This window comes from Labrenzia sp. THAF191a (genome assembly GCF_009363335.1).
GTDB lineage: Bacteria > Pseudomonadota > Alphaproteobacteria > Rhizobiales > Stappiaceae > Roseibium > Roseibium algicola.
Window position 1 is genome coordinate 4203750 of sequence record NZ_CP045333.1, and the last position, 25949, is coordinate 4229698.

18 protein-coding genes are annotated in these 25949 nt (G+C 58.2%); 16 read left to right on the plus strand and 2 right to left on the minus strand.

Annotated elements, in window-relative coordinates; all coding sequences use genetic code 11:
- Positions 1-6: 6 nt before the first annotated feature.
- The 11 genes from nuoL (at position 7) to dnaE (ending at position 16314) form a co-directional block, all read left to right on the plus strand.
- Positions 7-2010, plus strand: coding sequence for an NADH-quinone oxidoreductase subunit L (gene nuoL / locus FIV05_RS19410; protein WP_152510659.1), 2004 nt, complete (start codon positions 7-9; stop codon positions 2008-2010).
- Complete coding sequence (locus tag FIV05_RS19415) at positions 2010-3536, plus strand: NADH-quinone oxidoreductase subunit M (protein WP_152510660.1); 1527 nt, start codon at positions 2010-2012, stop codon at positions 3534-3536. Before nuoL ends, FIV05_RS19415 begins: the two co-directional genes overlap by 1 nt.
- Before the next feature lie 22 nt (positions 3537-3558).
- Positions 3559-4998: an NADH-quinone oxidoreductase subunit NuoN gene (gene nuoN / locus FIV05_RS19420; protein WP_022998437.1), complete on the plus strand. Its 1440-nt coding sequence runs from the start codon at positions 3559-3561 to the stop codon at positions 4996-4998.
- An 8-nt stretch (positions 4999-5006) separates the two neighbouring features.
- Entirely contained in the window at positions 5007-5780 is a 774-nt protein-coding gene (locus FIV05_RS19425) for a biotin--[acetyl-CoA-carboxylase] ligase (RefSeq protein ID WP_173013889.1), read from the plus strand.
- A 42-nt stretch (positions 5781-5822) separates the two neighbouring features.
- Positions 5823-7508 (plus strand): ribonuclease J, encoded by a 1686-nt coding sequence (locus FIV05_RS19430; RefSeq protein WP_152510661.1) that lies wholly within the window; start codon positions 5823-5825, stop codon positions 7506-7508.
- A gap of 44 nt (positions 7509-7552) precedes the next feature.
- Positions 7553-7957 carry a methylmalonyl-CoA epimerase gene (gene mce / locus FIV05_RS19435; RefSeq protein WP_006934701.1) on the plus strand — a complete coding sequence of 135 codons (405 nt, stop codon included), beginning with the start codon at positions 7553-7555 and terminating at the stop codon, positions 7955-7957.
- A gap of 3 nt (positions 7958-7960) precedes the next feature.
- Positions 7961-8251 carry a DUF1467 family protein gene (locus FIV05_RS19440; RefSeq protein WP_022998440.1) on the plus strand — a complete coding sequence of 97 codons (291 nt, stop codon included), beginning with the start codon at positions 7961-7963 and terminating at the stop codon, positions 8249-8251.
- A 562-nt stretch (positions 8252-8813) separates the two neighbouring features.
- On the plus strand, positions 8814-10142 hold the full coding sequence (proS, locus tag FIV05_RS19445; RefSeq protein ID WP_152510662.1) for a proline--tRNA ligase: 1329 nt from the start codon (positions 8814-8816) through the stop codon (positions 10140-10142).
- Between the two features lie 124 nt (positions 10143-10266).
- Positions 10267-11571, plus strand: a complete 1305-nt coding sequence (locus FIV05_RS19450) for a lipoprotein-releasing ABC transporter permease subunit (protein ID WP_022998442.1) — start codon at positions 10267-10269, stop codon at positions 11569-11571.
- Between the two features lie 11 nt (positions 11572-11582).
- Positions 11583-12299, plus strand: a complete 717-nt coding sequence (locus FIV05_RS19455; protein ID WP_022998443.1) for an ABC transporter ATP-binding protein — start codon at positions 11583-11585, stop codon at positions 12297-12299.
- Between the two features lie 538 nt (positions 12300-12837).
- Positions 12838-16314, plus strand: a complete 3477-nt coding sequence (gene dnaE, locus FIV05_RS19460) for a DNA polymerase III subunit alpha (protein WP_209010084.1) — start codon at positions 12838-12840, stop codon at positions 16312-16314.
- A gap of 84 nt (positions 16315-16398) precedes the next feature.
- On the opposite strand, the gene FIV05_RS19465 is transcribed toward dnaE, so the two are convergent.
- The gene (locus tag FIV05_RS19465; RefSeq protein ID WP_286202208.1) at positions 16399-17238 is read right to left on the minus strand and encodes a LysR substrate-binding domain-containing protein; all 840 of its coding nucleotides are present in this window, start codon (positions 17236-17238) and stop codon (positions 16399-16401) included.
- A 198-nt stretch (positions 17239-17436) separates the two neighbouring features.
- Between FIV05_RS19465 and FIV05_RS19470 the strand changes: the two genes are divergently transcribed.
- Genes FIV05_RS19470 through atzF form a run of 5 tightly spaced genes read left to right on the plus strand, consistent with a single transcriptional unit; the run spans position 17437 to position 24460 of the window.
- Complete coding sequence (locus FIV05_RS19470) at positions 17437-19041, plus strand: ABC transporter substrate-binding protein (RefSeq protein WP_152510664.1); 1605 nt, start codon at positions 17437-17439, stop codon at positions 19039-19041.
- Positions 19042-19044: 3 nt separating this feature from the next.
- A complete protein-coding gene (locus FIV05_RS19475) occupies positions 19045-20070 on the plus strand; it encodes an ABC transporter permease (RefSeq protein WP_022998448.1) in 1026 nt (341 codons plus the stop codon).
- The gene (locus tag FIV05_RS19480; RefSeq protein WP_022998449.1) at positions 20067-20957 is read left to right on the plus strand and encodes an ABC transporter permease; all 891 of its coding nucleotides are present in this window, start codon (positions 20067-20069) and stop codon (positions 20955-20957) included. Before FIV05_RS19475 ends, FIV05_RS19480 begins: the two co-directional genes overlap by 4 nt.
- A gap of 11 nt (positions 20958-20968) precedes the next feature.
- Positions 20969-22600 (plus strand): ABC transporter ATP-binding protein, encoded by a 1632-nt coding sequence (locus FIV05_RS19485; RefSeq protein WP_152510665.1) that lies wholly within the window; start codon positions 20969-20971, stop codon positions 22598-22600.
- 21 nt (positions 22601-22621) lie between these two features.
- Entirely contained in the window at positions 22622-24460 is a 1839-nt protein-coding gene (atzF, locus tag FIV05_RS19490; RefSeq protein WP_152510666.1) for an allophanate hydrolase, read from the plus strand.
- Positions 24461-24509: 49 nt separating this feature from the next.
- On the opposite strand, the gene FIV05_RS19495 is transcribed toward atzF, so the two are convergent.
- Positions 24510-25949, minus strand: coding sequence for a PLP-dependent aminotransferase family protein (locus tag FIV05_RS19495; RefSeq protein WP_209009713.1), 1440 nt, complete (start codon positions 25947-25949; stop codon positions 24510-24512).

Sequence of the window (25949 nt, forward strand, 5' to 3'; positions counted from 1 at the left end):
GAGCTGATGTATTCCGCAATCCTGTTCCTGCCGCTGATCGGCTTCCTGATCGCCGGTCTTTTCGGCCGCGCCATCGGCGCCAAGGCCAGTGAATATATTACCAGTGGTCTCCTGATCCTTGCTGCGCTGCTGTCCTGGATCACTTTCTTCGGGTTCTGGCTCGGCGGCTCGGAAATGCAGATCGTCGATCTGTTCCGCTGGATCGATACCGGTGATCTGAAGGTGTCCTGGTCCATCAGGGTCGACACGCTGACCGCCGTGATGCTGATCGTCGTGACCACTGTGTCCGCGCTCGTGCATGTCTATTCCATCGGGTACATGCACCATGACCCGCACCGGCCGCGTTTCTTCGCCTATCTGTCGCTTTTCACCTTCGCGATGCTGTCGCTGGTAACGGCAGACAACCTTCTGCAGATGTTCTTCGGCTGGGAAGGTGTGGGCCTTGCCTCCTATCTTCTGATCGGCTTCTGGTATCAGAAACCGTCCGCAAACGCGGCCGCCATCAAAGCATTCGTCGTCAACCGCGTTGGTGACTTCGGATTTGCGCTCGGCATCTTCGGCGTCTTCTATCTGTTCCAGAGCATCGAGTTCACCACCATCTTCAACGACGCGCCGTCCTTCATCCAGGAGCACGGCGAGGTGATGACATTCCTCGGCTACCATCTTGATCCGCATGCAGCGATGACGATTGTCTGCCTGCTGCTGTTCATGGGAGCCATGGGCAAGTCGGCGCAGTTCCTGCTGCACACCTGGCTGCCGGACGCCATGGAAGGCCCGACACCCGTGTCCGCGCTTATCCATGCCGCGACGATGGTGACCGCCGGTGTCTTCATGGTGGCTCGTCTGTCACCGCTGATGGAACTTTCGCACACCGCGTTGACGGTCATCGTGTTCTTTGGTGCGACGACGGCCTTCTTCGCCGCAACTGTCGGTCTGGTGCAGAACGACATCAAGCGCGTGATCGCCTATTCGACCTGTTCGCAGCTCGGGTACATGTTCGTTGCACTTGGCGTTGGCGCCTATTCGATCGGTATCTTCCACCTGTTCACCCACGCCTTCTTCAAGGCGCTGCTGTTCCTATGCGCGGGTTCGGTGATCCACGCCGTTTCCGACGAGCAGGACATGCGCAAGATGGGTGGTCTTCGGAAGCATATTCCGATTACCTATTGGACGATGATGATCGGGACGCTGGCCCTGACGGGTGTGGGCATTCCATTTACCCATATCGGTTTCGCCGGCTTCATTTCCAAGGATGCGATCATCGAGGCAGCCTTTGCCGGTTCCGTGGGTGAACACGCCAATCCGATGGCCCTCTACGGCTTCTGGATGACCGTTATCGCTGCTGCGCTGACGTCGTTCTATTCCTGGCGCCTGACGTTCATGACCTTCCACGGCAAGCCGCGTGCGCCTGTCGATGTGATGAAACACGTGCATGAATCGCCACTGGTGATGACCGTGCCGCTGTTCATCCTGTCCATCGGCGCTGTGCTGGCGGGCATGGTCTTCTACGGTTCGTTCTACGGCGAAGGTTATGCAGAATTCTGGAAGGGCGCACTGTTCAACAGTGAAACCAACCACATCCTGCATGCCATGCACGAAGTGCCTGGATGGGTGAAGGTTTCCCCGTTCGTCATGATGGTGCTCGGCTTCCTGGTAGCCTACCAGTTCTACATCCGCTCTCCGGAAATGCCGAAGCAGCTGGCGGAGCGCCATTCCGGCCTCTATCAGTTCCTGCTCAACAAGTGGTACTTCGACGAGCTTTATAACTTCATCTTTATCCGTCCTGCCATGTGGCTCGGCCGGGTCCTCTGGAAGAAGGGCGATGGCACCGTGATCGACGGCTATGGCCCGAACGGTGTTGCTTCCCGTGTTCAGAATGTGACCGCCTGGGTCGTCCGCCTGCAGACCGGATATCTCTATCACTATGCATTTGCGATGCTGATCGGTGTGGCTGCGCTTATCACCTGGTCGATGTTCACCGGTGCAGGCACCGGCGGGGGTGCACACTAATGATTGACTGGCCAATTCTGTCACTCACGACGTTCTTGCCGCTGCTGGGCGTGCTCTTCATTCTCCTGGTCCCGGGGAATGACGAGGGCAGCAAGAAGAACATCCGGATGGTCGCTCTTGTGACCACCTCGGTGACCTTCCTTCTGTCGCTGTTCATCTGGGGCAATTTCGACTACGCCAATTCCGGCTTCCAGTTCGTGGAACACCGGGAATGGCTTGGAAGCAACATCAGCTACCGCATGGGCGTTGACGGTATTTCCGTCCTCTTCGTGATCCTCACGACCTTCCTGATGCCGTTCTGCATTCTGGCCTCCTGGGACAGCGTTCAGAAGCGGGTGAAGGAATACATGATTGCCTTCCTCGTTCTGGAAACGCTGATGATCGGCGTCTTCTGCGCGCTGGATCTGGTCGTGTTCTACGTGTTCTTCGAAGCTGGCCTCATTCCGATGTTCCTGATCATCGGTGTGTGGGGCGGTGCGCGCAGGGTCTATGCATCCTACAAGTTCTTCCTGTACACGCTGCTCGGCTCGGTGTTGATGCTGATCGCGATCATGGCGATGTACTGGAACGCAGGCACCACCAACATTGAAGCGCTGCTGGCGCATCAGTTCCCGGGCGGGATGCAAACATGGCTGTGGCTGGCCTTCTTCGCGAGCTTTGCCGTGAAGATGCCAATGTGGCCGGTGCATACCTGGTTGCCGGACGCACACGTGGAAGCACCGACTGCCGGTTCCGTCATTCTGGCGGGCGTGCTCCTGAAGCTCGGCGGCTACGGCTTTCTGCGCTTCTCCCTGCCGATGTTCCCGCTTGCCTCCGACATGTTCGCACCCTTCGTGTTCACGCTGTCTGTGGTTGCGATCATCTACACGTCGCTTGTGGCGCTCGCCCAGGAAGACATCAAGAAGCTGATTGCCTATTCATCGGTCGCGCACATGGGCTACGTGACCATGGGCATCTTCACGATGACGGAGCAGGGTGTGCAGGGTGGTATCTTCCAGATGCTTTCCCACGGCATTGTCTCCGGTGCGCTTTTCCTTTGTGTCGGCGTGATCTACGACCGGATGCATACCCGCGAGATCGCTGCCTATGGCGGTCTGGTCAACCGGATGCCGAAGTATGCGGTTGCGTTCCTGATATTCACCATGGCCAACGTCGGCCTGCCGGGTACTTCCGGGTTCGTTGGGGAAATCCTGACGCTGATGGGGGCGTTCCAGGTCAATTCGTGGGTGGCGTTCTTTGCTACCACCGGTGTGATCCTGTCTGCCGCCTACGCGCTTTATCTCTATCGCCGCGTCGTCTTCGGCGCGCTGGAGAAGGAAAGCCTCAAGTCGATCCTCGACCTGAACCTCAGGGAAAAGGTTATCCTGATCCCCATGATCATCCTGACGATCTTCTTCGGCTTCTATCCGATGGCGATCCTGGATGTGACCCAGGGTGCGGTCGACAATCTCATCAATCAATACACCGCGGCGCTCGACGCGGCTGGCGTTGTCCAGCACGCAGCGACTGCCGCGGCGGCCCACTAGGTTTCGAGGACGAGACAGAGCTATGTCTGAATTGACCCTATTGCCAGATCTCAAGCCGGTTCTGCCGGAGATCATCCTGGCCCTCGGAGCCATGGTGCTGCTTATGATCGGCGCCTTTGGCGGCAAGCGCGTCAGCTACGCCGTCTTCGGTGGAGCAATGGGCCTGCTCGGCGGTACCTTCCTGGTGCTTCTGTTCGTGCCGGCCTTTGGTGAAACGTTCGGCGGTTCGTTCGTTCTGGACGATTTCGCCTACTTGCTCAAATTGCTGGTGCTGGCAGGTTCGTTCTTTGCCATCGCCATGTCCTGGGCCTATGCCAAGAGCCAGTCCTTCGACCACTTCGAGTATCCGATCCTGATCGTTCTTGCGACGCTCGGCATGATGCTGATGCTGTCGGCGAATGACATGATCGCACTTTATCTCGGCCTGGAACTGCAGAGCCTGTCGCTCTATGTCGTTGCCGCCATCAACCGGGACAGCGTGCGTTCGACCGAAGCCGGCCTGAAGTACTTCGTGCTGGGCGCGCTGTCGTCGGGCATGCTGCTCTATGGCATGTCGCTGGTTTATGGCTTCACCGGGCAGGTGGCCTTCGAGGGTATCGCGGAATCGCTGTCCCACGATGGCGCTTCCATCGGACTGGTGATCGGCCTGACCTTCATTCTTGCCGGTCTTGCCTTCAAGATTTCCGCGGTTCCGTTCCACATGTGGACGCCGGATGTCTATGAAGGTGCGCCAACCCCGGTTACCGCATTCCTCGCCGCTGCACCGAAGGTTGCCGCCATGGGCATGCTGGTCCGGATCGTGATCGAGGCCTTCCAGCCGGTTACCAACGACTGGCAGCAGATCATCGTGTTCGTGTCGATCGCATCGATGGCACTCGGCGCCTTTGCAGCTATCGGCCAGCACAACCTGAAACGGCTGATGGCCTATTCGTCCATCGGTCACATGGGCTACGCGCTGGTGGGTCTTGCTGCCGGCACCCAGACAGGTGTCGAAGGCGTCATTTTCTACATGATCGCCTACATGGGCATGACGCTTGGTGTCTTCGCCTGCATCCTGTCCATGCGCCGCAAGGATGGCATGGTCGAGGAGATCGGCGATCTGGCCGGGCTGTCCCAGACAAACCTGCCGATGGCAATCCTGCTGGGTCTGCTGATGTTCTCGCTCGCCGGTATTCCGCCGCTGGTCGGTTTCTTCGGCAAGTGGTACGTGTTCAGCGCGGCCGTCGAGGCCGGTCTCTTCCCGCTGGCCGTGATCGGCGTGGTCGCGTCGGTGGTAGGTGCCTATTACTATCTGCGGATCGTCAAGGTCATGTTCTTCGACGAACCAGTTGAAGGTTTCGAGGCCATGCCGATGGAGTTGCGCGTGGTACTGGGCCTGTCGAGCGTTTTCGTGATCTTCTTCTGGCTGGCACCGGGACAGATCGTCAGCGCGGCCAGCTCTGCTGCCCAGTCGCTGTTCTGATCGACCGCATGACAAGTTATGGACATGAACGTCCGGCGCCAGGTGCGCCGGACTTTCGCTTTGTGGAGCTGGAAACTGTCGGTTCCACGAATTCGCTGTGTTTTGACAAGGCACGGCAAGGGGACACCGGTCATCTGTGGATCAGGGCGGACGAGCAGACCACAGGTCGCGGGCGCCGCGGGCGTGACTGGTCCTCACCGATAGGCAACATGTTCGCCAGCCTGCTTCTGATCGACCCAAAACCGGCTGAACGGATCGGCGAATTGCCGCTCGCCGCTGCCGTTGCATTGGCGGAAGCCGTTGACAAAGCCGCAGGTACACTGCAACTGGTAAGCCTGAAATGGCCAAACGACCTGCTTGTAGAGGGCTCGAAACTGTCCGGCATCCTGCTGGAGGCTGAAACGCTTAACGATGGCCGGCAGGCAGTTGTCCTTGGTTTTGGTGTCAATTGCGTTTCCCACCCGCCGTTGTCCTTGTATCAGGCGACGGACCTCAGGAGCCTGGGCTATCAGGTAACAGCTGAACGGTTGTTCGAATGTCTTACGGAGACGCTGGCGGACAACCTGTCTCGCTGGCAGCAACCGGGCGGCTTTGATGGAATTCGCCGGGCCTGGCTGAAACGGGCGGCACATCTGGGCAAGACCATAACGGTTCGGACTGCCCAGGAAGAAATTACCGGCACTTTTGCCGATTTGGACGCGCGCGGCCACCTGGTCCTGAAACAGGATGGTGGCGGTGAGCGAACGATTTATGCGGGTGATGTGTTTTTGCCTGGCGCTTGAGCGCCGGGCCGTTGCCCGATCTGACGTTTAAAGGAGCAATCCATGGCTTCGGCCAAGAAAAACAACAACAACAACGATATCGTGTTTCTGCCCCTGGGCGGGGTTGGCGAAATCGGCATGAATCTCGGTTTGTACGGCTATGGTCCGGAAGATGACCGGACGTGGCTGATCGTCGACTGTGGTGTGAGTTTCGCCGGACCCGAGCTTCCGGGCATCGATGTAGTCGTTCCGGACATCAAGTTCCTGGAAGATGAAGTCGACAATATCGCCGGCATGGTGATTACCCACGCACATGAAGACCATTACGGCGGGATCCTGCATCTGTGGCCCTTCCTGAAGGTACCGGTCTATGCAACGGCCTTCACTGCCGGTCTGCTGGCAGCCAAGACGGAAAGCGAGCCGGGAGCAGAAGAGGTTCCGGTGACGGTGGTGAAGCAGGGCGAGCGCCACAAGATTGGTCCGTTTGATGTCGAATTTGTTGCGATGGCGCACTCCATTCCGGAGCCCTGCGCGCTGGCGATCCGCACGCCTGCCGGCATGGTGCTGCACACCGGCGACTGGAAGATCGACAAGACGCCTGGCGTCGGCCTTCCCATCGATCTGGACCGGCTTGCCGAGCTCGGCCGGGAAGGGGTGATGGCGCTTGTCTGTGACAGTACCAACGCAATCCGTGACGGTGTCAGCCCCAGCGAGGCAGATGTTGCTGTCGAGCTGAAAAAGGTGATGGCAAAGGCCAACAAGCGAATTGCGGTCACCACCTTTGCATCCAACGTCGCCCGCATTCGGGCGATTGCGGAAGCTGCCGCTACAAACGACCGCGACATGGTGATTGTCGGCCGCTCTATGCACCGGGTGATCGAGGTTGCCGGAGAGCTTGGCTATCTGGATGGACTGAAGCCGTTTCACGATGAAGAGGCCTATGGCTACCTGCCGCGGGAAAAGACCGTGCTTTTGTGCACGGGATCGCAAGGCGAAGCCCGCGCTGCCCTCGCCAGGATCGCAGCCGGCGACCATCGCAACATTGCGCTGTCAAAGGGCGATATGGTCATCTTTTCTTCGCGCACGATCCCTGGAAACGAGAAAGCCGTTGGTGAGGTGCTGAACAACCTCGCCGACAAGGATGTCGACATCATCACCGACCGTGACGCCCTTGTGCATGTGTCAGGTCACCCGCGCAGGGGCGAACTGGAGCAGCTTTACAAACTGGTCCAGCCGAAAGTCGTGCTTCCCGTCCACGGGGAACCGTTGCATCTTGCCGCCCACGCCGCGTTCGCAAAGGACCTCGGGGTGCCTGAAGTGGTGCGCGGCAAGAACGGGGACATCATCCGCCTGAGTGCGGGACGTGCCGGTATCATCGACGAGGCGCCGTCAGGCATTCTGGTGAAAGACGGCGATATCCTGGACGATCCGGAAGTCACCGGCGTCAAGGAACGGCGCAAGCTTTCGTTTGCGGGCGCCGCGGTGATCGCGCTGGTGGTCAACCGATCCGGGGAGCTGCTGGACGACCCCAATGTTGTCCTGTTGGGCTTGCCGGACACGGATGATGAAGGTGATCCGATGGAGGATATCGTCATCAAGGCTGTCAGGGGCGCTGTAACCAGCATCCCGAAGAACCGGCGCAAGGACAAGGATCTGGTTGCAGAGGCTGCGCGGCGTGCAGCCCGGTCCGAGATCCTGAACGTCTGGGGCAAAAAGACGCTCTGCAAGGTGATGGTGACCCAACTATAGTCATCACGGCGGCCTGAGTGGCCGCCGACAGCGGAGGTTTGCAAATGATCGGACGGCTCAATCACGTCGCCATTGCGGTTTCGGATATCGAGGCAGCAACGGCAGTCTACCGGGACACTCTCGGTGCAGAGGTTTCAGCCAGGGAAGAGCAGCCGGATCACGGCGTCAGCACGGTGTTCATCAACTTGCCGAACACCAAGATCGAGCTGCTTGAGCCGCTTGGCGAGAATTCTCCTATTGCAAAGTTCCTGGAAAAGAACCCCTCAGGTGGCATTCACCACGTTTGCTACGAGGTTGATGACATCATTGCCGCGCGCGACAAGCTGCTGGCAGATGGTGCCCGGGTACTTGGCGACGGTGAACCGAAGATAGGGGCGCATGGCAAACCTGTGCTGTTCCTGCATCCCAAGGACTTTCTCGGTACCTTGACCGAACTTGAAGAGGCTTAATTCATGTCCATCGCGTTTGGCATGGCCATCTATTTCATGCTCTGGTGGATCATTCTGTTTGCCATCCTGCCGTTCGGCATGCGCCGGACGCAAGAAGAAGCAGGCGAGGTTGTACCAGGAACCGAGCCAAGCGCTCCCGAGCAGCCGCGATTCCGTCGGGTAATTATCCTGACCACCATCGTGACAACTGTGGTTTTTGCCGGATACCTCGGTATGCGCAACTCGGGATTCGGGCTGGACGACATTCCGTTCCTCAACCCGCCAACCGGCAGCTACAGTCACCCGTCCAACTGACGGGTGCGCCTTCCGGGGTATATTTGTTCGGATCCCACGGCAAGTCCGCCAGGTTTGCAAGAAAACTGACGCTATTCCGCAAAGAAAAAAGGCAGAGCCAAGCTCTGCCTTTGTAAAGTTCCGCGTCTAAATTCGACCCTGTACCCTTACTGTCCGGTATTCCCGTACAGCTGGGCGGCTGCAAACCAAAAGGTGCGCCTGAGGGTCCTTCCTCCCAAGACTCAGACCGCGATGTCCTTGAGCCTCTTGGCATTTCTGCCAAGGCATCTTTTTGTTATGAAGATGGAAACTAGCGGATTGATTCAGCCTTGTCACCTATTTGTCGTGCACAGGCTATTTTTTTTGCTTGCCTATTTCCTTGGCGGTAATTGGTACTAAGGTCTTAGTTCTGAAGCCGGCAAAAAATTAGGCGGCAAACTTCAGCAAATGCCTGCATTTGCGCGCTATTTTGCCGTCATTTCTGTATAAGGCAGGCATGCCTGCGCAAAGGGCTTGTATTTGGTGGCAGCTTGCGCTTTGACTGCGCACAAAACAGGCGATGCCCAAGATTGAGAGAACATTCATGCGTCTTTCCCGTTACTTTCTGCCCATTCTGAAAGAAACACCCAAGGAAGCGGAAATCGTGTCCCACCGGCTGATGCTGCGTGCCGGCATGATTCGTCAGCAGTCCGCCGGAATCTATTCCTGGTTGCCACTTGGGTTGAAGGTCCTGCGCAAGATCGAACGGATCGTGGAAGAAGAACAGGCCAGAGCAGGCGCGATTCAGTTGCTGATGCCGACGATCCAGTCAGCCGATCTGTGGCGCGAGAGTGGCCGGTATGATGCCTATGGCAAGGAGATGCTGCGCATCACCGACCGTCATGAGCGGGACATGCTGTTTGGGCCGACAAACGAGGAGATGATCACCGACATCTTCCGTGGCTACGTGCGATCCTACAAGGACCTGCCGCTGAACCTTTATCACATCCAGTGGAAGTTCCGTGACGAGGTACGCCCGCGTTTTGGTGTCATGCGTGGCCGGGAGTTCCTGATGAAGGATGCCTATTCCTTCGATTTGGACAAGGAATCGGCCCGTCACGCCTATAACCGGATGTTTGTCGCGTACCTGCGCACATTCGCCCGCATGGGGCTGAAGGCGATCCCGATGAAAGCCGACACCGGCCCGATCGGCGGCGACATGAGCCACGAGTTCATCATTCTTGCCGACACCGGCGAAAGCGAAGTGTTCTGCGACAAGTCGTTGTTGGAGCTGCCGACGCCTGCGGAAGATACGGACTTCTCCTCCGACCTGACGCCGATCGTAACCGAATGGACGACGCCCTACGCGGCAACGGACGAAATGCACGACGAAGCCGCCTTCGGTGCACTGGCTGAAGACATCCGCGTGTCGGCGCGTGGTATCGAAGTCGGACATATCTTCTATTTCGGTACCAAGTATTCCGATGCGATGGGTGCCAAGGTTGCGACTGCAGAAGGCACGGAAGTGCCGGTCCACATGGGATCCTACGGTGTCGGCGTTTCACGCCTTCTTGGCGCCTTGATCGAAGCCAATCATGATGAAAATGGAATCGTCTGGCCGAAATCCGTCGCGCCGTTCCATGTCGGGCTGGTCAATCTGAAGCCGGGTGACGAGCTGACGGATCCGGTGTGTGAAGATCTCTATGCCAAGTTTGAAGCTGCTGGCATCGAGGTCCTTTACGACGATACGGACACCCGGGCCGGTGCCAAGTTCGCGACGATGGATCTGATTGGCTTGCCCTTCCAGGTCGTTGCCGGGCCGCGTGGACTGAAAGACGGCTTGCTGGAAGTCAAGGACCGGGCAACTGGGGAAAAGGAAATGCTTTCTCCGGAAGCCACATTGAACAAGCTGACGGCGGCATTGACGGACTAACCAAGTCCGGTGATCCTCTGTGTGGGGATTCGGTCGCGGCGTCTGCTGCGGCCAGCCGGCCTGCCGGAAATACTTCGGTCGGTGGGCTGTGCTGAATTTGGGGCTGTGCTGAACTGGATGGACAATGACAGCGGTAGATACGGCGGACATTGACGACGGTCGCAAACCGGCAGCCCCCACACGCGCCTTTTCCGCATTTGAATGGATGATTGCAGGGCGCTACCTGCGATCAAGGCGCCGCGAAACCTTCATATCCGTCATTGCAGGCTTTTCCTTTGCTGGCATCATGCTTGGCGTGGCAACGCTGATTATCGTGATGGCGGTGATGAACGGGTTCCGGACGGAGCTTCTCGGCAAGATCCTGGGTATCAACGGTCATATGCTGGTTCAGCCGATCGACCAGCCACTGACGGACTATGATGCGGTTTCCGCGCGGTTGCAGGGTGTGCCGGATGTGGTCAGTGCGATGCCCTTTGTGGAAGGTCAGGCGCTGGTTTCCGGACCTGCAGGGAATTTCGGAGCGCTCGTTCGCGGCCTTTACGAAAGTGATCTGCGCCGTGTGCCGCTTATCGCGAACAACGTGCGGGCCGGAACGCTTGACGGGTTCGACGAGGGCGAGGGGGTTGCCATAGGTTCGCGCATGGCGCAACAGCTCGGCATCACCCTTGGTGACAATGTCACCATTATCTCACCACGCGGTAGTGTGACCCCCATGGGCGTTACCCCGCGGCTGAAGGCCTATCCGGTCACCGCCATTTTCGAAATTGGCATGAGTGAATACGACGCGACCTTCCTGTTCATGCCACTGGAAGAGGCGCAGGCCTATTTCAACATGGATACCAAGGCGACCGGTATCGAAGTTTATGTCGCTGACCCCGATAGGGTCGGTATCATGAAGGACACGATCGAGGAGGCCGCAGATCGGCCGGCTTTCGTAACCGACTGGCGCCAGCGCAATGTCACCTTCTTTGCGGCCCTTGAGGTGGAGCGGAACGTGATGTTCATCATCCTGACGCTGATCGTCCTGGTGGCGGCGCTCAATATCGTTTCCGGCATGATCATGCTGGTAAAGGACAAGGGCAAGGACATCGCGATTTTGAGGACCATGGGCGCGACGCGTGGGTCGATTATGCGGATCTTCCTGATCACAGGCGCCAGCATCGGCTTCGTGGGTACTTTCGCCGGCTTCTTCCTTGGACTTTTGGTTTGCCTGAACATCGAGAGCATCCGTCAATTCGTTTCCTGGCTTACCAGGACGGAGCTGTTCGATCCGACGCTCTACTTTTTGTCTCAGCTGCCTGCGGAGATTGACTCCGGAGAGACGATAACAGTGCTTGTCATGGCGCTTGCGTTGTCACTGCTGGCGACGGTCTATCCTGCGTGGCGGGCTGCGCGGCTCGATCCCGTTGAAGCCCTCAGATATGAATAGGGAGACGGGAGATGAACATGGCCGTTGACCCCAACCAGGCACCGGGACTGGCGCCCGCCGCCCTGCAATTGTCTGGCATTACCCGCAGTTTCGACGAGGGTAATCGCGAACTTCATATCCTGAACGGTGCTGATCTGCGCATCGAGGCAGGCGAGATGGTTGCCCTGGTGGCGCCTTCCGGAACCGGCAAATCAACCCTTTTGCATATTGCCGGTTTGCTGGAGCGCCCGGACGAGGGCGATGTCTTCCTCGGGCCGGTCAACTGTTCGGATCTGTCGGATGATGAGCGCACGGCCATCCGGCGTAACGACATCGGGTTCGTCTATCAGTTTCATCACCTGCTGCCGGAGTTTACCGCACAGGAAAACGTGATGATGCCACAGATGATCCGTGGCTTGCCGCGAAAGATGGCAGCGGAGCGAGCAGACGAGCTTTTGAAATACATGCGTCTCGGTGAGCGTGGCAGCCATCGCCCTTCGGAGCTATCCGGTGGGGAGCAGCAGCGTGTTGCCGTTGCCCGTGCGGTTGCGAATGCACCACGTATCCTTCTTCTGGATGAACCGACGGGAAATCTGGACCCCAACACTGCAGGCTATGTATTCGATGCCTTGCAGGCATTGGTGCGGGCGTCCGGTGTTGCGACGCTGTTCGCAACTCACAACCTGGAACTGGCGGGCCGGATGGACAGGGCAATAACGCTGTCCGAAGGCCTGGTCAGGGACCTCTAGGTTTTTCCAGTCAGACAAACCAAGCCAAAAAATTGCTCCTAACCCGTGTGAGCGGGCTCCTCAGGGCTGCGGTTCCCCAGAAGAACAAAGCAAAAACCCAAAGTTTACAGCAAATTTGATTTGCTTGATGACAAGGGGAACAAAAAGGGCTTGCAATAGGAACAAAAATGGAACATCATCCAGTTACGCAATTAGCAACGGTTGGAGGGTGTGATGATCCATATCGCTCGTGATTTTGCCGCTTTCGGTGCAATGGTTTGCTTCTGCACGACGCTCGCCGTTTGGGGCGACGTGCTTCTGTCCGTCGGCTGATCAATCTCTGCTGAACGGTCGTTGTTTCGGCAAATGGTGCCGGAGTGCGTTTTTTGAGTGCCGGGCTTCAGTCGACTGCGGTGTGATGCGAAGTCAGGATTACAAAGAACAGCGGTAACAACTCCTTCGGCGTCTCGACACGCAATTCCGAACACGCTTCACTTGAGCGCTGATTCTGGAAGATGTTATGAGAGCCGCCATGTCTGCTTCAGATCCCAACAATTCTCTGTCTTCCGGTTTGTCAGAAAATGCCGGCGGTGAGGCTAGCGGTCCCGGCTATGTTCACCTCCGGGTCCATTCCGCGTTGTCGCTTCTGGAAGGTGCGTTGCCGATCAAGAAGCTTCTCGATCTCGCCAAGGCCGATGACCAGCCGGCGCTGGCGATTGCCGATACCAACAATCTGTTTGGCGCGCAGGAATTTGCGACCAAAGCGTGGGGATCCGGAATTCAGCCGATTGCGGCGTGTCAGCTTTCCGTCTTTTTCGACGATGGGCTTGAAAGCGGGCGGAGAGGGGAACCAGCGCTTTCGGACGTTGTTCTTCTCGCCATGACAGAAGCCGGTTACGGCAATCTGATGGAGCTGAGTTCTCGGGCCTTCCTCGATACGGAAACCGGTCTGAGGCCACATGTTTCCTCCGGGTATCTTCTATCAAAGTCCGAAGGCGTTATCATTCTGACCGGTGGTGTCGGCGGACCGATCGGGGCAGCGCTCCTTGCCGGACGCAAGGATCTCGCAAAAAGCCGGCTGCAAACACTGGCGGACCGTTTTCCCGGCCGTTGCTACGTGGAAATCCAGCGCCATGGCATGGAAGCCGAGCGCAAGACCGAAGACGCGTTTCTCGATCTGGCCTACGAATACGGGCTGCCACTGGTCGCCACCAACGAAGCCTTCTTTCCCAAGCGCGAAGACTATGAAGCTCATGACGCCCTGATCTGCATTTCCGAGGGCAGGGTGCTGATCGAGGATGACCGCAGACGCCTGACACCGGAGCACTACTTCAAAAGCCGCGCGGAAATGTGCGCACTCTTCGCGGATTTGCCGGAGGCACTTGTCTCAACGGTAGAGATTGCCCGGCGCTGCAGCTTCCGTCCGTTGAAGCGCGCGCCGATCCTGCCCCGGTTTGCCGGTGCGGATGCGGATCCGGAAGAAGCGGAGAAGGCAGAAGCGGAAGAGTTGATCCGCCAGGCACGCGAAGGATTGCAGGCGCGCCTTGATGCCCACGGACTGGCGCCGGGTCTTGAGGAGAAGGACTATTGGGACCGTCTCGACTACGAGACCGGTATCATCGAGCGCATGAAGTTTCCCGGTTACTTCCTGATCGTTGCCGACTTCATCAAATGGGCGAAAGGGCAGGATATTCCGGTCGGCCCGGGGCGCGGGTCCGGTGCGGGGTCCCTGGTCGCCTGGTCCCTGACCATTACCGACCTCGATCCCATGCGGTTCTCGCTGCTGTTCGAACGCTTCCTCAATCCCGAACGCGTTTCGATGCCTGACTTTGATATCGACTTCTGCCAGACCCGGCGTGAAGAAGTGATCCGTTATGTTCAGGAAAAATACGGCCGGCAGCAGGTCGCCCAGATCATCACTTTCGGATCGCTTCAAGCTCGGGCCGTGCTGCGCGATGTCGGCCGCGTACTGCAAATGCCTTATGGCCAGGTCGACCGGCTCTGCAAACTTGTTCCCGCCAACCCGGCAAATCCTGTAACGCTTGGTCAGGCGATCGAGGAAGAGCCACGCCTGCGCGAGGCAGCCAAGGAAGAGGAAATCGTCGAGCGGCTGCTGGGCATGGCTCAGAAGCTCGAAGGCCTTTACCGGCACGCTTCCACGCACGCGGCGGGCGTTGTCATCGGTGACAGGCCCCTGGAACAGCTGGTGCCGCTCTATCGAGACCCGCGTTCCGACATGCCGGTTGCTCAGTTCAACATGAAGATGGTGGAAGATGCCGGACTTGTTAAGTTCGACTTCCTCGGCCTGAAGACGCTGACGGTTATCGATACGGCGGTGAAGCTGATTGAACGGCGCGGTATCGATGTCGACGTGGCAGCCCTGCCGATCGACGACGAGAAAACCTACCAGCTGCTGGCGCGGGGCGAAACGTTTGGCGTGTTCCAGCTGGAAAGTCAGGGCATGCGCCGCGCGATTGCAGGCATGAAACCCGATCGGTTCGAAGACATCATTGCCCTTGTGGCTTTGTATCGCCCCGGACCGATGGAGAACATCCCGGTCTACAACGCGGTGAAACACGGCGAACAGGACCCGGACTGCTTGCATCCGCTGCTTGAACCCATCCTGATGGAGACGAACGGCATTATCGTCTACCAGGAACAGGTGATGCAGATTGCGCAGGTTTTGTCCGGCTACTCACTCGGGGAAGCTGACCTTCTGCGCCGCGCCATGGGTAAGAAGATTGCCGCGGAGATGGAAGTCCAGCGGGCACGTTTTGTCGACGGCGCGGTGGAGCGTGGGATCAACAAGAGCCACGCCGGAACAATCTTCGATCTTGTGGCGAAGTTCGCCAACTACGGCTTCAACAAGTCGCACGCTGCGGCGTATGCGCTGGTCTCCTACCATACGGCCTGGCTCAAGGCGAACCACCCGGTCGAGTTCATGGCCGCTTCCATGACACTGGATCTGGGCAATACGGAAAAACTGGGCGACTACAGGCAGGAATGTCGGCGCATGAAGATCGAGATCGAGCCGCCGTCAATCAACCGCGGGCAAGTCTATTTTGACGTTGCCGACGGCAAGATCCTTTACGCGATGGGCGCGATCAAGGGTGTCGGCGAGCAGGCTGTTGAACACATTGTTGAGGTTCGGGGCGACAAGCCTTTCAAGAGCCTTGGCGATTTTGCGCGTCGGATTTCACCCAAGGCCCTCAACAAGCGAACGCTTGAAAACCTGGTGGCCGCCGGAGCATTCGATGAGCTTGAGCCCAACCGGGCACGGGTTTTTGAAGGCCTCGACCGGATCATGGGCCTGGCTCAACGCACCGAGGAAAACAAGACGCTCGGCCAGGACGAGCTTTTTGGCGGCAGCGACAGCGAAGAACCCTTGCAGCTGGATGATGTCCATGGCTGGACAAACGAAGAGAAGCTGCAACGGGAACATTCGGCGATCGGATTTTACCTGTCAGCGCATCCGATCGACGAATACGCTTCCGTACTGGAAAAGATGCGGGCACAGCCGTGGAGCCAGTTTTCGGAAGCAGTCAAGAAGGGGGCGTCTCACGGCCGGCTTGCCGGCACCGTTGTGTCCATGCAGGAACGCAAGACCAAGACCGGCAATCGCATGGGAATCGTTCGCCTGTCCGATGCCACGGGCCAGTATGAGGCGTTGCTCTTCCGGGAGAAACTCGAACAGTTCCGGGATGCCTTGCAGGCTGGTCGTTCCGTTGTCGTGCTCGTCGGGGCCGACATGCGCGACGACGAACCATCCCTTCGAATCGAACAGGTCGATCCGATCGATCAGGTTGCAGCCCGCCTGCAGAAAAGCATGCGCGTCTTTGTTCGCGATGAACGTCCAATCCCGAGCCTTGCGAAGCAGTTGCAGGTGAGGGGGGAAGGTGACGTCACGGTGATTGTACTTCTGGAAAACGGTGCACGGGAAGTGGAAGTCAAGCTCCCCGGCCGGTTCCGCCTGTCACCGGAAATTGCGGGCGCGCTCAAGGCAGTGCCAGGTGTAACGGACGTACAGGTGGCGTGAGCGTCCAGGGGCGCTAACAATGCGATTCCACTGCGGGAGCGCTGGTGCGCCATGGTTTCAATGGTCCTGAATATGCTGGCTCTGTCAGTTGCCGATGCGGGCGCTGTGATAGTCCTTGAGCGCGGTGGCCAGCTGCAACGCAAAGCGCGCTGAGGCCACGGGAAGTGTACGCCCGCGCATCTGGCCCAGAATTAGGTTTCCGGGTGGCACGTCCTTGCTCGAGATCGGTTTGAAAACCAGCGAGCCGTCATCCTGCTCTCTGAGCCCCAGAGGGATCTGGAAGCCGATCAGTTTCTCACAGAGAACGTAGTGCCGGATCAGGTCGAAGCTTTCGGTCTCGACGGCCGGAGAAACGCGGCGGCTGCCACGCCGGGCAGCAAAGTCCAGCAGATGCCTGACGCCATATTTGGTTGTCGGGGCGACGTGGGGCACATCAAGACAATCCCGCAGGCGCACCTCCGCTTTTTTTGCCAGTGGGTGGTCGCTCGCCATGACCGCATAAACCTCCTGCGGGATGACATGAAGCACCTCGAAATCCACCAGATAGACTGGCTCGAACACCAGCGCCAGGTCGCTGGAATAGGACACGAGTTCCTGCTCGGCCTGGGTTCTGTCCCTGACGTTGACCGAAAACGTGACGCCCGGATGATCACGCCGGTACCGGGCGATCTGCTCGGGCAGGAAATAAGGAACCATGGCCTGGGAGCAGGCGATGGAAACGTGCCCTCTGCGTTCTCCCGCAAGATCCGCGACCTGGCTCTGCACACGAGCAAGGTCCGAAAGGCTTGCGCGATAGTGGTGGAGAAGAAGCTCTCCGGCAGGGTTGAGACGTACGCCCTTCGGAAGGCGCTCAAAGAGCTGGGCGCCAAACTCCTGCTCGAACCTTTGCACCCGACGTGTGAGCGCCGAGGCGGTCAGGTTCATGTCTTCCGCCGCTTTTCTGATGGAGCCCGCTCGGGCGACAGCCTCTATGAGCTGAAACGTGTATAAGTGTCTCATTTCAATAGGCTTTGTTTATAGCGTTGCATTTTTTTCATCGCATCTGTGAATTTATAGCATTTTTCGGAAACAGAAAACACCTGCAAGCTTCGGAAAGCCAATCGCACAGCGGAGTTTCCGAACATGTCCCTACACAGACGCGAATTCCTCAAAGCCGGAGCTGCCGTCGTCGGCGCCCTCCCGTTTTCCCGGTCCCTGTCTGCCTTCGCCGCAAGCGATACCCTGGTGGCGGTGACCGGTCAGACCATCAACAGTCTGGATCTTCACCGTACCGGTACCAACAGGGCCAGCTATCAGGTTGCCATCAACAGTTATGACCGGTTGATTACGTTCGGCAGCAAGACCCTGGAAGATGGCAGCGTTTCTTTCGACTATTCGAAGCTGGAGCCGGAACTCGCGGAAAGCTGGACAATTTCCGACGACGGTTTGACCATTACCTTCAAGCTGAAGCCGAACGCCGTCTTCTGGGACGGCAGCAAGGTGACTGCAGAGGATGTAAAATGGTCTTTCGACCGGGCCGTGTCAGTTGGCGGGTTCCCGAGCACGCAGATGAAAGCTGGCGGCCTTGTGCGGCCGGATCAGTTTGAAGCCGTCGACGAGGAAACCTTTGTCGTCAAGCTCGACAAGCCATCAAAGCTATCCTTGCCGGATCTGGCAGTTCCTGTGCCATTCGTCATCAATTCGAAAGTCGCCAAGGAACATGCGACAGCCGATGATCCCTGGGCGACTGAGTATCTTCACACGACACCTGCCGGGTCCGGGGCCTACAAGGTTGCCCGTTGGGATTCCGGCCAGCAGATCGTTTACGAACGCTTTGACGAATGGGCTGGTGGACCATTGCCCAAGGTTCGCAGAATCATTGTTCGAGAAGTGCCGAGCCCGGCAACGCGCCGCGCCCTGATCGAACGTGGTGATGTGCAGGTGTCATTCGACATACCGGATAAGGATGCTGCTGAGCTCGCTGAAAAGGTGAAGGTGTATTCCACACCGATTGCCAACACCATGCATGTGGTTGGCCTGAATTACACTTTCGAACCTTTCCAGGATCCGAATGTGCGCAAGGCTATCGCCTATGCGATTCCCTACAAGGACATCTTCGATACTGCAGCTTACGGCCGCGGCGCACCGTTGTGGGGCGGTGGCGAGACCATTGAAGACACCTCCTGGCCGCGTAAGTCGCCCTATAGCCATGACATGGAGAAAGCCAAGGAGTTGCTTGCGGCATCCGCCTATCCTGATGGCTTCGAAGTCCCTCTGTCGATCAGCACAGACCTTGCTTCCTGGATGGAGCCAACGGCGCTGCTGATTCAGGAAAGTCTCGGCAAACTCGGCATCAAGACGGAAATCGAGAAGATCCCCGGGGCAAACTGGCGCACGGCGGTGCTCGTGGAAAAGCGCCTGCCACTACATCTTGAAAACTTCGGCGGCTGGCTGGACACACCCGACTACTACTTCTTCTGGGCGTATCAGGAAGGCAACCTTTTCAATTCCTCGAATTATCGAAACGAGGAAATCGAGACCCTGACCTCGGAAACGCTTCACATGGCGCAGGACGATCCGGAGTACGCGCCGAAGATCAAGCGGATGTTCGAGATCGCGATGGAAGACCTGCCGAGGATTCCGCTTTATCAGCCGGCGCTCAACGTCGCGGTCAACAGTGCCGACGGTTACGAGTTCTGGTTCCACCGCCAGCTCGATGTCCGCTCTCTGACGAACGTGGAGAGCTAGGTCATGGCGCGTCGCAGCTCAGCTACGCTTAACCGCATTCTGCAGGCGATACCGGTTCTGATTGGCGTTGTGGTGATCAGCTTCATCCTCACACGTGCCTTGCCCGGTGACCCAGCGGTGCAATTTGCCGGAGCTGCGGCAACGCCTGAATCCATCGAAGAGGTTCGACGGTCTCTGGGTCTCGACAAACCGTTGCCGGAGCAGTTCCTGATCTATGTAGGAGATCTGCTGCAGGGAGACCTGGGACAGTCGGTTTCCACCGGCCGGCCCGTTGCGACGGAACTCGCGTCCCGACTGCCGGCCTCGCTCGAATTGACGCTGTCCGCCCTGATCCTGTCCTGCCTGATCGCCGTTCCACTCGGCGTTCTGGCAGCGACACGGCCGGGAACCTGGATTGACCAGCTATGCCGGATCCTTGTCACCGCCGGCGTATCTCTGCCGACTTTCTTCACCGGCATCGTCCTGATCTATGTTTTCTATTACCTCCTGGGCATCGCACCGTCGCCCCTCGGCAGGCTCGATTTCATCTATCTTGATCCGCCCAGGATTACCGGGTTCTTCCTGATCGACGCTGCAATTGCCGGAGATTGGGAAACCTGGTTCGGGGCGCTGAAGCAGCTGGTCTTGCCAGCAACGACGCTAGCCCTCTTCACCCTTGCCCCGATCGCGCGCATGACTCGGGCGGCGATGCTGTCTGCATTGGCGGCCGACTATGTCAGGACCGCACGGGCAGCAGGCCTCGGGCCAGGAATGGTGCTTTACGGCTACGCTTTCCGCAACGCCCTGCTTCCGGTCGTGACCACACTGGGGATGGTGTTTTCCTTTGTGCTTGGGGCGAATGTGCTGGTCGAGAAGGTCTTCGCCTGGCCAGGTATCGGATCCTATGCGGTAGAGGCGCTTGTGGTTTCCGATTACGCCGCGGTTCAGGGATTCGTTCTGGCGATGGCATTGCTGTTCGTCATTCTCAACCTGTTGATCGATCTGTCCTATTCGCTGATTGATCCACGTTTCGGGACATCTTCGAAATGAGTGATACGACGTTGCCTCCAACCGTCGCGGAGCGGAAGACCGGCTCCGGTGCACTGGCCCATACGATCTATGTCCTTCGGGAAAATCCGGTCACGGCCCTGTCTTTCGCCATGTTCGCTTTTTTCATCGGATCAGCAGTGCTCGGACCTGCGCTGGTTCCCTACGATCCGCTGCAGACGAATGCGGCCAATGCATTGCAGGCCCCCAGCTGGTCTCATTGGTTCGGAACCGACAATCTTGGCCGCGATGTCTTTTCAAGGGTGATCGTTGCAACGCGCCTTGATCTGATCATCTCGGTGTCCGCAGTTGCGCTTTCCTTCGTCATCGGTTCGGTCCTTGGCGCCGTGGCCGGTTACCGTGGAGGCTGGCTGGATGTAGTGCTCAACCGGTTTCTCGACACCATCATGGCCTTTCCATTGTTCGTGCTGGCCATGGGCATTGTGGCGGCGCTCGGGAATTCGATTTCCAACATCATTCTGGCCACTGCGATCATCAACATTCCGTTCTACGCCCGTCTTGTTCGTGCGGAGGTCAACATCCGGCGGGAAGCCGGCTTCACGCTTGCCGCAAAGCTTGCCGGCAACTCGGATACCAGGGTGCTCGCGTTTCACATATTCCCGAATGCCCTGCCGCCGATGATGGTGCAGGTCTCGCTCAATCTGGGGTGGGCGATTTTGAACGCGGCCGGGTTGTCCTTTATCGGCCTTGGTGTTCGTCCGCCCACACCGGAGTGGGGCATCATGGTTGCCGAAGGCGCGAATTTCATCGTGTCCGGCGAGTGGTGGCTGGCGTTGTTTCCGGGGCTCTGGCTGATGCTGGCAGTCTTTACCTTCAACCTGATGGGAGACGGTCTTCGCGACATCGTCGACCCGCGTCGCCGGACCTGAGGAGCTTTGCCATGCTGACCATCAAGGATCTCAAAGTTGCCTTCAAGACGCGCCGAGGTGACGTTCAGGCCGTCAAAGGTATCAGTTTCGACCTGGCCAAGGGTGAACGTCTGGGCATTGTCGGGGAAAGCGGATCGGGAAAATCCGTTACATCCTATGCCCTTATGCGCATTCTGGACGCCGGTGGCCGGATCAAATCCGGTGAGGCGGTATATGACGGTATCGATCTCAAGCAGGCGGCGGAGCGCGACATGCGTGAAATCCGCGGTCGGGAGATCTCGATGATCTTTCAGAACCCGCGTGCGGCACTCAATCCCATTCGGAAGGTTGGGCACCAGCTTGAGGACGTCCTTCGCCAGCATGGCCGGGCGACCAGGCAAAATGCGAAAGCAAAAGCAATCGAGGCACTGGAAGCGGTGAAGATCAACGAGGCTGCTGAGCGTTACGAAGCCTATCCCTTCGAGCTGTCGGGTGGCATGTGCCAGCGCATCGTGATTGCCATTGCGCTTGCCTGTGACCCCAAGCTTCTCATCGCGGACGAGCCGACCACCGGCCTCGACATCACCACCCAAAAGGCCGTCATGGACCTTGTCGATGATCTTGTTCGGGCGCGTGAAATGTCGTCGATCCTGATTACGCACGATCTCGGCCTGGCGTCCGAATATTGCGATCGTATCGTCGTGATGAAGGACGGTGTCATTGTGGAGGAGGGCAGGCCGGCGGACCTGTTTTCAAACCCTCGACATGCCTATACCAGAAAACTGGTGGACGCGACGCCGCGGCGCGGAGCCAGCATCCGTTCATTGCTGCCGGAAGATCAACGCGCACCGCTGGCCGCACGGACAATCGGCAACTCTCCGATGATGGAAGTCGTCAACCTGACCAAGACCTACCAGGGAAAATCCGGTCCGGTGTACGCCGTCAAGGGCATCAGCTTCACTATTCGCGAAGGCGAAAGCGTGGGACTGGTCGGCGAATCCGGCTGCGGAAAATCCACCACGTCTTCCATGATCGTGCGTTTGCTTGATCCAACGTCAGGTCACCTGCTTTTCAGGGGCGAGGATATTGCCAAGCTCCCGTCGGAGAACTTCTCCCGGCATCCATTGCGGCAGAAAATCCAGATGGTCTTCCAGGATGCGACGGACAGTCTCAATCCCAGACATACCGCCCGCCAGTCGATAGCTGAACCCTTGAAGCGTCTGACAGGATTGAAAGGCGCCCCCTTGGGCGAGCGGGTGGAAGAGCTGGCCGCATTGACAGGCTTGCCGAGCCATCTTCTTGATCGGTTTCCGCACCAGCTGTCAGGGGGACAGAAGGCGCGCGTCGGCATAGCCAGGGCAATCGCCCCGGATCCCGATCTCCTGATCCTTGATGAACCGACTGCCGCTCTGGATGTTTCCATTCAGGCCGTTGTCCTGAACCTGCTTGCAGACCTGCGGGCCCGGCTTGGCATGAGTTACCTTTTCGTCAGCCATGATCTCAATGTCGTGCGTCTGCTGTGCGACCATGTCGTCGTCATGAAGGGCGGCAAAGTTGTTGAGGCGGGAGCCGTCGAGACGGTCATGGATACACCCCAGAACCCCTACACTCGCGAATTGCTTACGGCTGCGCCCCAGGCGCCGGCGCGCAAAACCGCCGCCTAAGACATTTTGGAAGGACTAGACATGATCCGCGATCTTCCCTTCACGCTCGCCGAGCTCCGGCAGGCCTACGCCGAAGGTTTGTCTGTTGAGGCCGTGATCGAAGAAGCCTTCAGGCGGCTTGATGCCACCGGCGACCCGGGGATCTTCATTCACCAGGCACGAGAAACGGCACTCGCTGAGGCCCGTAGTCTTGGCAATCCCGATGGCCGGCCCCTTTGGGGAATTCCCTATGTGGCCAAGGACAATATCGACGTGGCTGGCATGCCGACGACCGCGGCGTGCCCGGATTTCGAGTATTTCGCTGATAGCGATGCTTTTGTCGTTGGGCGTCTTCGGCAAGCGGGTGCAATTTGTCTTGGCAAGACCAATCTCGATCAATTCGCGACTGGCCTCGTCGGAGTGAGAACACCATACCCCGTGCCATTGAACGCGGTGGATCCGGAAATCGTTCCCGGTGGCTCTTCCTCAGGCTCGGCTGTTGCTGTTGCCCACGGGTTCGCGTGTTTCTCGCTGGGAACCGACACGGCAGGGTCCGGGCGTGTGCCGGCAGCCCTCAACGGCATTGTGGGGCTCAAACCAAGCCTGGGCGTTCTGTCCGGCTCAGGTCTGGTCCCCGCATGCCGGACCCTCGATACGATCTCGATTTTTGCCATGACCGTTACGGATGCTTGGGCCGTATTCGAGACTGCTGCAGGCTACGACCCGGCAGATGCCCATTCCAGGCAGCTGCCGGTCCAGAAACTGTCTGCCAGTCCGGGAACTGTACGGATCGCGGTCCCTGACGATGCTTCACTGAAAACCTTCGGTGACATGGCTCAGGCGGACCATTTCAGGGCAACGATCGCATCGCTGCGTACGCAGGGAGCCGTCGTGCAGGAAATCGATTTTCAGCCGTTTTACGATGTGGCTAGCCTGCTCTACGAGGGGGCCTGGGTCGCGGAACGCACGGCTGCTGTCGGCAATCGTCTGATTGATGCGCCGCAGACGCTTCATCCGACGACCCGCGCAATTATTGAACCAGGTCTTTCTTTAACCGCTGTCGACGCATTCCGCGGACTTTACAAGCTGCAGGACCTGCGCCGGATCTGTGATGAGCTTTTGGCAGAGATCGATTTCCTCTGCGTTCCGACGATACCGACATTCGTCTCGGTAGAAGAAATTACCGCTGACCCCATTGGCCCGAATTCGGGCCTTGGCACCTACACGAATTTCGTCAACCTTCTCGATCTTTGCGGTATTGCGGTTCCAACAGGTTTGCGACAGGACGGCCGGCCTGGAAGCCTGACGGTTCTGGCCCGCTGCGGTCAGGATGCAGCCGCCGCAGCGCTTGCAGCTACAGTTGAAACTGGTCCGCTTGGAGCAACGAACTGGGCTCGGCAGAAATCTGCGCTGACCACAAGCGAGATCGCTGTCGGTGAAATAGCCGTTGCGGTCTGCGGCGCCCACATGTCGGGACTGCCGCTAAACAAGGAGCTGATTTCTCACGGCGCACGCTTTGTAAAATCCAGCAAGACAGCACCGGAATACCGTTTCTTCGCACTTGCAGGCGGGTCTCCGAAGCGGCCGGGCCTTGTGCAGGTTGGGGCTGGCTCGGGCGGATCAATCAATGTGGAGGTCTGGGCAATGCCGCTTGAGACCTTCGGCAGTTTCATGACGGGTATTCCGGCACCGCTGTGCATCGGCACGGTGAAGCTGGAAGACGGAACCGGCGTAAAAGGATTTTTGTGTGAAGGACATGCAGTTGAAGGGGCTGTTGAAATCACCGAACTGAGTTCCTGGCGAACCTATCTTTCCTCAGTGGTTGCTTCCGTTCCCCAGCCGGATGTCTCTGACGAGAAGCTGACCGCGCATGCAAGCTGAACTTCTGACATACGAGGTTTCAGTCAATGCGGGATATAGAGGGTAGGTGTCATGTCTCTTCTGATTGCTGTTTGCCAAGCTCTTCGCAGGCCAGCGTCCCCAGGCGGTAAATAGCGGATTCAAGCGTGTCCGACCAAACGTCGCCGCAACTGATGCGAAGGCAATGTGCATAAAGGCCTGATGCGGTGAAAAGACTGCCAGGAGCAAAGCAAATATTTTGATTTAAGGCCTTGTAATAAAGCTTTGTTGTGTCGATTTTTTTGTCCATTTCTATCCACAAGACGAAACCGCCGTCCGGATGTGTGACCCTGGTACCCGCCGGAAAGGACTGTGCAATGGCCCGGCGTGCGCGCGCGACATTGGTTTCCATTGTCCGGGCCATGCGAGACACATGGCGCTCGAAGTCCCGGGATGACAGGAATTCAGCCAAAGCCAGTTGAGGTGCCAACGGGTTGCAGATTGAGGCGGAGAACTTGGCCTTGTTGATTTGGGCAATGCGGCCTGGAGCGCGGATCCAGCCGGTTCGGTAACCTGGGGCGAGGGTTTTCGAGAAAGAGCTGCAATAGAAGATCTCGGTCTCGTGCGGCAGACTGAAAAACGGTGCCGGACGGCATCCGCCAAACCCGAGGCCGCCGTAGGTATCATCTTCGATCAGGGGTGTCTTGTAACGGTCCAGCAGCTTCAGGACAGAACGTTTCACCGGCTCCGGCATCATGGTGCCGAGTGGGTTGGTGAAGCTGGACGACAAGGCAACGGCAGTTACGGTACCCGATTTCAGAGCCAGCTCGAGTGCGGACGGATCGATGCCGTCCCGCGAGGTTGGCAACTCCCAGGCCTTCAGTTTCAGGCGTTCGAGCACCTGCAGTAGTCCGAAATAGGCGGGCGATTCGACGGCAATCGTATCGCCCGGCTGTGTGAGCGTTTGAAGTGCGAGCCCCAGAGCTTCGGTGCAGCCACTGGTAATGACAATTTCATCCTGGGAAACTGTGCTGCCATGCAAGCACATAAGCTTTGCGATTTCTCTCCTGAGTTCCGGTAACCCCTGAGCAGACCCATAGGCGTTGAGTTGCTGTCCTTTCGAGCGGAGGAGTCGTGCCTGCAAGGCGTTCAGCGGCTCTGCGGCCAGCAGAGACGGGGCGGGAATGGCGCAGCCAAGCGGCACATATGCCGGGTTTGACGCATGTTCGAGCATCTCCAGGTAAGGAGCTTGAAACACGACACTGCGGCTGGTCTCGGGTGGCGTTGTTTTACTGGGCTCGATGAGCCTGTGGCTTGCTGGACGGGTGACGAAATAGCCGGACTTTGCCTGTGCCCGGATATAGCCTTTGTCTTCGAGATGGGCATAGGCCTGGTTGGCGGTCGACAGGCTAACGGAATAACTGCGCATGGTGCGCCGGAGGGAAGGGAACCTCTCCCCGGGCTTCAAGGTGCCATTGTCGATCAGCTGCGCCAGGGACTGGGCAACGGACTGGTATTTGAACGAAACCAT

Bases quoted from the DNA above. Each gene is read 5' to 3' on its own strand.
- nuoL (WP_152510659.1), top strand. From the start codon at position 7: ATGTATTCCGCAATCCTGTTCCTGCCGCTGATCGGCTTCCTGATCGCC.
- FIV05_RS19415 (WP_152510660.1), top strand. From the start codon at position 2,010: ATGATTGACTGGCCAATTCTGTCACTCACGACGTTCTTGCCGCTGCTG.
- nuoN (WP_022998437.1), top strand. From the start codon at position 3,559: ATGTCTGAATTGACCCTATTGCCAGATCTCAAGCCGGTTCTGCCGGAG.
- FIV05_RS19425 (WP_173013889.1), top strand. From the start codon at position 5,007: ATGACAAGTTATGGACATGAACGTCCGGCGCCAGGTGCGCCGGACTTT.
- FIV05_RS19430 (WP_152510661.1), top strand. From the start codon at position 5,823: ATGGCTTCGGCCAAGAAAAACAACAACAACAACGATATCGTGTTTCTG.
- mce (WP_006934701.1), top strand. From the start codon at position 7,553: ATGATCGGACGGCTCAATCACGTCGCCATTGCGGTTTCGGATATCGAG.
- FIV05_RS19440 (WP_022998440.1), top strand. From the start codon at position 7,961: ATGTCCATCGCGTTTGGCATGGCCATCTATTTCATGCTCTGGTGGATC.
- proS (WP_152510662.1), top strand. From the start codon at position 8,814: ATGCGTCTTTCCCGTTACTTTCTGCCCATTCTGAAAGAAACACCCAAG.
- FIV05_RS19450 (WP_022998442.1), top strand. From the start codon at position 10,267: ATGACAGCGGTAGATACGGCGGACATTGACGACGGTCGCAAACCGGCA.
- FIV05_RS19455 (WP_022998443.1), top strand. From the start codon at position 11,583: ATGAACATGGCCGTTGACCCCAACCAGGCACCGGGACTGGCGCCCGCC.
- FIV05_RS19465 (WP_286202208.1), bottom strand. From the start codon at position 17,238: ATGAACCTGACCGCCTCGGCGCTCACACGTCGGGTGCAAAGGTTCGAG.
- FIV05_RS19470 (WP_152510664.1), top strand. From the start codon at position 17,437: ATGTCCCTACACAGACGCGAATTCCTCAAAGCCGGAGCTGCCGTCGTC.
- FIV05_RS19475 (WP_022998448.1), top strand. From the start codon at position 19,045: ATGGCGCGTCGCAGCTCAGCTACGCTTAACCGCATTCTGCAGGCGATA.
- FIV05_RS19480 (WP_022998449.1), top strand. From the start codon at position 20,067: ATGAGTGATACGACGTTGCCTCCAACCGTCGCGGAGCGGAAGACCGGC.
- FIV05_RS19485 (WP_152510665.1), top strand. From the start codon at position 20,969: ATGCTGACCATCAAGGATCTCAAAGTTGCCTTCAAGACGCGCCGAGGT.
- atzF (WP_152510666.1), top strand. From the start codon at position 22,622: ATGATCCGCGATCTTCCCTTCACGCTCGCCGAGCTCCGGCAGGCCTAC.
- FIV05_RS19495 (WP_209009713.1), bottom strand. From the start codon at position 25,949: ATGGTTTCGTTCAAATACCAGTCCGTTGCCCAGTCCCTGGCGCAGCTG.